The organism is Patescibacteria group bacterium (assembly GCA_038063375.1).
GTDB lineage: Bacteria > Patescibacteriota > Minisyncoccia > Phycocordibacterales > JANLHH01 > JANLHH01.
The window spans coordinates 1-6,768 of sequence record JBBTVG010000021.1; the positions used below are offsets into that span (position 1 = coordinate 1).

Sequence of the window (6,768 nt, forward strand, 5' to 3'; positions counted from 1 at the left end):
CCCTGCATAGCGGGCGAAGAGCTCGCGACAATGGTCATGGTGTAACCGGCAGCGTTGTTGGTGTTCACGACAATCTGGGTCTGGCCATTTGAAGTGCCTCCCGTCAAACCGGCAATGGTGGGGCTCATAGTGATGTCGGTGGCTGCGGTCAGGAAAGAGATCTCGGCCGTCACGCTCTGGGTAATGGTGAACTGATCCTCAATCGCGAGGCCAAGGATCGGCTCAACCACCAAGAAACTCATCGCGAGCGCCAAAGTTATGATGAGCGCCGTCGCGGTCAGTTTTGTGAATTGTAATGTCTTCAGTACTATCATTTTTGTTTCTTTCATAAATAATAAATATCGACCGTGATGGACTTACGACCATCCGTGAGAAGCGCCTCCGGCGCCGCTCATGGATGAACACAAATCATCTTTTGACGGGTACGAGCACGAATGAATACCGCTCATCCTTGTCGCTTTTAAATACCGGCTGTATAACACCCGCGCCACCCGTCTCATCGGGAATGACAACCACCTCGTCTGAAAAATTCCCCTTGATCCGTTCGCGCTCCTCTTTTTCGGATGCCACGTCCCCCGAAGACGGAATCGCAACCAAGCCCTCCTGGGTGACCGAAGGCGAATCTCCCGCCGGCGTGTCGTTGAAGACAAGCGTTTCTTTTTTCCATAACATTCCCAGTACTCTCTCCTTGCCAAATGCGTATGATGAGTGCAACGCGCGATAGGTACCGACCGCAAGTGAATCTATTCCATTTTTCAGAGATGCCCACGCAGATGAAGGGGACATGTTTTGAAAGAAACTCAAACCGACTGCCGCTTGAAATGAAGCGCCGGGAATAAATCCGGAAGAAAAGGTCGCCGTGTATGGCGCGATAAATCTTTTATGATTTTCTCCTCCTAAAGTTTTATTTTGCGAAGAAGAAATAGTGAGCGCGCTTTTCGGAATCCCGTACTCCAAGTATCCATACCCGCCCGACACCAAAGAAAAGATCACTGCGAACAAAATTACGCGTCGAATTAATTCGGGTTTAAAAAGCGCGGGAGTTTTTGAGATATAGGGGGTAGGAATTCTTTTCTTGCTCTCAACTACCCTCTCTCTCTCTCTTGCTACCGGTGTTTGAGAAAATGTTTTCTCTTTTTTTATGAGAGAGACCTTGCGTACCGAAGTTTCTTCGGTTGAAAATCTATTGGAAAACACAGGAGGGGTAGCGGGTGCTATGTTGGAAGCAAAAAAGGTTGCCGGAGGTATCCTTTCCTCTCCACTCTCGTGCTTTTCCATATGCGCCAAAAGGGACTCTTTATCCACGAATCGGGTACGTCCAACCAACTGACCTTTGACCTTTCCGCTTCGACAGAGCTGTCCGATATAATCGTGTGTATATCCCGTTATCTCGCCACCTCGTTTAGACGAGATGTAAATTTTTCCGTTGAATTCTAGCTCCTTTTCCATTTATGTATATTATAAACGGAGCAAAGTCTTTGTTCTACCAAAAAAGAGGGTGAGTTGTGGAAAAGAAACACTTCGCCCCGAGACGATCGGGACGAAGTGTTTCACTAGGCTTTCAAAGCGTTTCTCAGAGCATATATTTTACGCTCTCGCATTGACACTTTTCTTAATTTGATCTTTAAATTTATTGATTGCGAATATTTTCTTTTTATCCGCCTCTTTTTACTACACATTAAATACTCGCCGTACATTTTCTCTGATCTGATCTCTTACTTTTTCAAAAGATTCTCCCCTGATCTCAGATATTTTTTTCACTACTTCCACAACATACGCGGGTTCATTTCTTTCCCCGCGGTGTGGAACCGGAGTGACATACGGACAGTCTGTTTCCGTCATAATCATCTCAAGTGGAATGTTTTTTACCACTTCATCGTAGTCGTGCGTGAACGTGATCACTCCCGTGAACGAGAGCGTGAAATTGAGCGCTAAAAATTTTTGCGCCGTCTCTAAGTTTCCCGCGAAAAAATGAATGTTGCCGCGCAGTCTGTCTCCGTGTTCTTTTTTCTTTTGTGAAAGGATGGTGATCATATCATCGTATGCGTTGCGGCAATGGATCATCAGAGGTTTGTTAAACTCCACCGCAATATCAATGTGGCGTTCAAAGATTTCTTTCTGCCGTTTTTTGTTCTCTTCCGTTCCTTCGGTGCGGAAGAAATCCAACCCGCATTCTCCCACCGCGACCACTTTTTCCTGCGAGAGAAGTTCGCGAAAAAACTCTTCGTTAAAACTTTCACGCGCAGTGTCGTTCGGATGCAAACCAACTGACGCGAACACGTCCTCATGCACCTCTGCGAGTGCTACCGCTTTTTGTGAAGAATTTTTTTCAGTGCCGACAACAATAGTTCCCACCTCTTCTTTTTTCATGCGCGAGATCACCTCTTCCCTGTCGGCGTCGTAGGGAGGAAATTGTATATGAGAATGTATGTCAAAAAATTTCATTGTTATAAAATTACAGTATTAATTCTTCTTTTGAATCTCTCCATCATACACAAACAAAAACCCGCCGACAATCTTGTCTACGGGTTTTTCGCTTCTCTATTTTCTCAGGAAGAGCGGCTCCGGCATAAGATGATTCATGACGGCATCATCAATTTTTTTTGCGGTCTCCGGCATGAACGGATAAAGTCGCAGTGCTATCCCCCGAAGGTGATGCAACAAATACTCTATATCCTTTTTTGCTCCCACCTTGTCTTCTTTAATTTTTTTGAACGGTTGCTCTCTCTGTATATAGCTATCCAAGTTTTGCACCCCCTTGGTCCATATCTCGTCCATCGCCCGATCAATCTGAAAATTCTCAAGATACTCATCGGTATGCGGTTGCGGATAAAGCCCCTCCAACGTTAACGCCCGGGTATCTTCTGTAGCCTTAATATCATACGACGTAGCCATTTTCATTATGCGGCTTGTGAGATTGCCGAGCCCATTGGCTAAATTGGCATTATAGACCTCTTTAAAATGCTCCTCGGTAAAATCTCCATCTTCAAACGGAGTAATTTCGCGCGCCAGATAGTAGCGGAGCGCGTCAACGCCATATTCTTTGACAATATCAGTCGGACTGACGACATTTCCCACGCTTTTGCTCATTTTCTTCCCCCCGCTGGTAATAAAGCCGTGGATGATGATTTGTTTTGAGGGCGGAAGATTGGCCGACATAAGCATTGCCTGCCACATCGCCGCTTGTTGGCGCAAATTGTCTTTCCCCGCCATTTGGACAACCGGCCACCATTTTTCAAATTTCTCTTGGTCGTCGGGCCACCCGATAGCGGAAACGTAGTTCACGAGCGCGTCAAACCACACATACATCACATGTTCTTCGTCCCCGGGCACCCCTATCCCCCAAGCCATCTTCTCCTTGAGTCGCGAAATGCTGAAATCTTGCAGTCCGCGTTGTACGAATTTTGTTATTTCCGTGCGGCGCGTAGAGGGCAGTATGAAGTCGGGGTTGTCGCCATAGAGCTTCAGCAGGCGTTCTTGATACTTTGAAAAGCGGAAAAAGTAGTTCTCTTCCTCGCGCAATTGAATCTCCGTGCCGGGATGTATGGGGCATCTCCCTTCCAGAAGCTCGGAATCGGACTTTTCCAGCTCGCATCCGACGCAATATTTTACCGTGTAGAGTTTTTTGTAGATATCGCCCTGTGCCTCACAGCGCTTCCAAAACTCCTCTGCGGCCGCTTTGTGATGCGCATCGGTCGTGCGGATGAAATTGGTATAAGAAATAGCGAGCATATCGGCGAATTGCCTGAAGCGCGCGGCGTAATGATCCGCGTGCTCTTGCGGTCCTTTGCCTTCCAAAACGGCTTTCTCCAGTATCTTCTGCCCGTGCTCATCCGTACCGATGTTGAAGAACACCTCTTGTCCCAAAAGGCGCTTATAGCGCGCGATGATATCCGCATGCACAAATTCAAGCGCATGACCCAAATGCGGGTCGGCGTTTACATACGGAAGTGTTGTGGTGATGTAAAAAGTATTTTTCATGGCACTTTATACGAACGTAACGAAAGCCTACGAATTGCGGCGCATTCGCATGAAATGAGCAGGGTGCAGCTTTACTTTTCGCTGCTTGAAAGCTTCTGTTTTTCTCTCTGGATATCGTTCGTGAATTCAATGATCACTGCGGCAATGGGCGCTGAAAGAAGGATTCCCAGGAAACCGGCAAGCTGCCCGCCGATGATCAACGCCAGGATAACGAGCAGTGGCGGAACACCAACCACCTTGCGCACCACCAGAGGATAGATGAGGTGATTTTCAAATTGCTGGATGATGACATAGAGGCCGATCACCATAAAGCCGAGCGTTGGACCGTCAAGGAAACCCAATAATACCGCCGGTACCGCCGCGATGATTGGTCCAAATATCGGAATAAGTTCCGCAACAGCGGCAAAGATCGCCAAAGTGAACGCGTATTTGACGCCAAGGATCGTGAGGCCGAGATAGACCAGAACGCCGATCAAAAGCCCTAATAAGAGCTGTCCTTGCATCCATTTCCCGATTTTCGCCTGCGAACGCTTCCAGAGATCAACAACATATTTTTCATGCTTGTCAGGAACGATGATCTGCAGGAAGTTTTCTATGCCGCGCTCCTGAACCGCCAAGTAGAACGAAATGATAATAATAAGTATGAAACTGAACACGCCGCCGAAGACAGCGGAAAGCGTCTGGAAAACATTACTTGAAAATCCCGCGATAGCGCCTTGGACGCCCTTGATCGCCTCCCCAAGGGAGAATGTCTGGGAAAGACCACTCACTAAACCTTCTGCGCCGGATCCGGTGATTGGATTGATGATGTTGATTGACTCAAGATATTGAGGAAGAGAAGACGAAAGGCTTGAGAACTCATTGAGAAACGGGGGGATAAAAAGATATAAGACCATCACGATGAATGCCACAATGAATACATATACAAAGATTACCGCCGGAATACGCGGAATGCGATACTTCGCAAACCAGCGTGTTGCGGGTTCAATTGCGGAAGCAATCACGACGGACGTCAGAAGCACGAGCACAAGATCGCGGAGGATGTAGAGCAGAACGAACAAAAGACCAAGCAGTATCGCACGCAAAAAGGTGCCTGAAGAAATATTGATGATGATATTCTTTTCGTTCATCCCGTTAGAGATAGGCCACGACACATGTCGCAGACACTATGTTTATTATTGATTGGTAAGTATTTTTCATATCTTTGGGTGTTCTTTAAATTCGTGGTCGTGATCTCTAACGGGATTCATCCCGTTAGAAACAGGTCGCGGTCACCCCGCTCCATGTTCGGTTATTTTTATAACATTGTGTTCGACCTCGTAGCATTGTTTTTGTTGTATTAAAGCGACCGCGGTTTCTAACGGGATTCATGTCTTATATGATACTACGTTTTATGCGATCCGTTAACTCACTCACGGGAATCCTCTCTTGGGTGCCGGTGTCGCGATCGCGGAGCGTAACGGTGTTGTCTAGAAGGGTATCAAAATCCACCGTAACACAATAGGGCGTACCGATCTCATCTTGCCTGCGATAGCGTTTGCCGATATTGCCGTTATCGTCCCATGCCACCTGCGGAATCTCTTTTTTAAGAGCCGCATACACTTCACGCGCTTTCTCCACCAGTTGCGGCTTGTTCTTCAGGAGCGGAGAGACCATTGCTTTTATGGGGGCGATTGCCGGTTTGAGCTTTAAGAACACGCGCTTTTCTCCTCCCATCTCATCTTCAGTGTAGGCATCAAGCAAAAGCGCGAGCATGGTTCTGTCCACTCCCAGCGATGGTTCAATAACGTGCGGGATAAATTTCTCTCCGGTGGCGTCATCAAAATACTGAAGATCTACTTTGCTGTGCTCCTTGTGGCTCTTCAAGTCAAAGTCTCCCCGGTACGCAAGTCCGTATAATTCTTTTCGGCCAAACGGAAAATCATACTCAAAATCAATAGTCCGTTTTGAGTAATGCGCCCGTTCAGTATCGGGAACTTCCAGTTCGTGTACGTGCTCTTTCCGTAAGCCGATTGCTTCTATCCATTGCCACATGCACTCCCTCCAGTATTCAAAATACTTTTCCCATTCGGACTCTTTGATAAAATATTCTATCTCCATTTGTTCCAGTTCCCGTACGCGAAAAATAAAATCGCGGGGAGTGATCTCGTTTCTGAACGCTTTCCCTATCTGCGCGATCCCAAATGGCAGTCTTGGGTGGAGTGAGTCAACCACATTTTTAAAATTTACAAAAATTCCCTGTGCTGTTTCGGGTCGGAGATATGCAATAGCCGCGCTATCCTCTACCGCTCCGATGTGCGTCTTGAACATCATGTTGAATTGGCGCGAAGCCCCCAAGACGCCGCCGCACTCCGGACACTTGTCTTCTTTCACATGGTCGGCTCGAAATCGCTTCTTGCATTTCATACATTCCGCAAGCGGGTCGGAAAACCCCGCCACATGACCGCTCGCCTCCCATGCTTTGCCGTTCATTAAGATTGCCGCATCAATTCCAAACATATCGTCACGACTATCCACAAACATTTTCCACCAGGCGCTCTTTATGTTGTTTTTAAGCGTGACGCCAAAGGGCCCGTAATCCCACGTGCCCGCAAGACCGCCGTATATTTCGGAGCCCTGATAAATAAACCCTCGGCGCTTGCAGAGAGAAACAACTTTACTCAATATGTCTTCTTGTGCCGTGTTGTTATTGTCCATATTATTAATACCCTACACCCTATTGTCTTATTGGACAACCTGGCTGGCGGCGGCATTAGCCGCCGGATCACTACCCAAATGAGTCGTCAG

Annotated in this window: 6 protein-coding genes; all 6 read right to left on the reverse strand. The window is 47.4% G+C overall.

Annotated elements, in window-relative coordinates; translation table 11 throughout:
• Positions 1–329, reverse strand: a 329-nt coding sequence (locus AAB523_02655) for a hypothetical protein (GenBank protein ID MEK7556161.1), incomplete at its 3' end; no start/stop codon positions are given.
• A gap of 79 nt (positions 330–408) precedes the next feature.
• The gene (locus tag AAB523_02660; protein MEK7556162.1) at positions 409–1,449 is read right to left on the reverse strand and encodes a hypothetical protein; all 1,041 of its coding nucleotides are present in this window, start codon (positions 1,447–1,449) and stop codon (positions 409–411) included.
• Positions 1,450–1,671: 222 nt separating this feature from the next.
• On the reverse strand, positions 1,672–2,445 hold the full coding sequence (locus AAB523_02665) for a TatD family hydrolase (protein ID MEK7556163.1): 774 nt from the start codon (positions 2,443–2,445) through the stop codon (positions 1,672–1,674).
• 96 nt (positions 2,446–2,541) lie between these two features.
• The gene (metG, locus tag AAB523_02670) at positions 2,542–3,981 is read right to left on the reverse strand and encodes a methionine--tRNA ligase (protein ID MEK7556164.1); all 1,440 of its coding nucleotides are present in this window, start codon (positions 3,979–3,981) and stop codon (positions 2,542–2,544) included.
• Between the two features lie 71 nt (positions 3,982–4,052).
• Positions 4,053–5,111 carry an AI-2E family transporter gene (locus AAB523_02675; protein MEK7556165.1) on the reverse strand — a complete coding sequence of 353 codons (1,059 nt, stop codon included), beginning with the start codon at positions 5,109–5,111 and terminating at the stop codon, positions 4,053–4,055.
• 244 nt (positions 5,112–5,355) lie between these two features.
• A complete protein-coding gene (locus AAB523_02680) occupies positions 5,356–6,678 on the reverse strand; it encodes a glycine--tRNA ligase (protein ID MEK7556166.1) in 1,323 nt (440 codons plus the stop codon).
• Between the last annotated feature and the right edge of the window lie 90 nt (positions 6,679–6,768).

What these genes read in the sequence shown, in the direction of transcription:
- AAB523_02680 (MEK7556166.1), bottom strand. Translation starts at nt 6,678, where the DNA reads ATGGACAATAACAACACGGCACAAGAAGACATATTGAGTAAAGTTGTT.
- AAB523_02675 (MEK7556165.1), bottom strand. Translation starts at nt 5,111, where the DNA reads ATGAACGAAAAGAATATCATCATCAATATTTCTTCAGGCACCTTTTTG.
- AAB523_02660 (MEK7556162.1), bottom strand. Translation starts at nt 1,449, where the DNA reads ATGGAAAAGGAGCTAGAATTCAACGGAAAAATTTACATCTCGTCTAAA.
- metG (MEK7556164.1), bottom strand. Translation starts at nt 3,981, where the DNA reads ATGAAAAATACTTTTTACATCACCACAACACTTCCGTATGTAAACGCC.
- AAB523_02665 (MEK7556163.1), bottom strand. Translation starts at nt 2,445, where the DNA reads ATGAAATTTTTTGACATACATTCTCATATACAATTTCCTCCCTACGAC.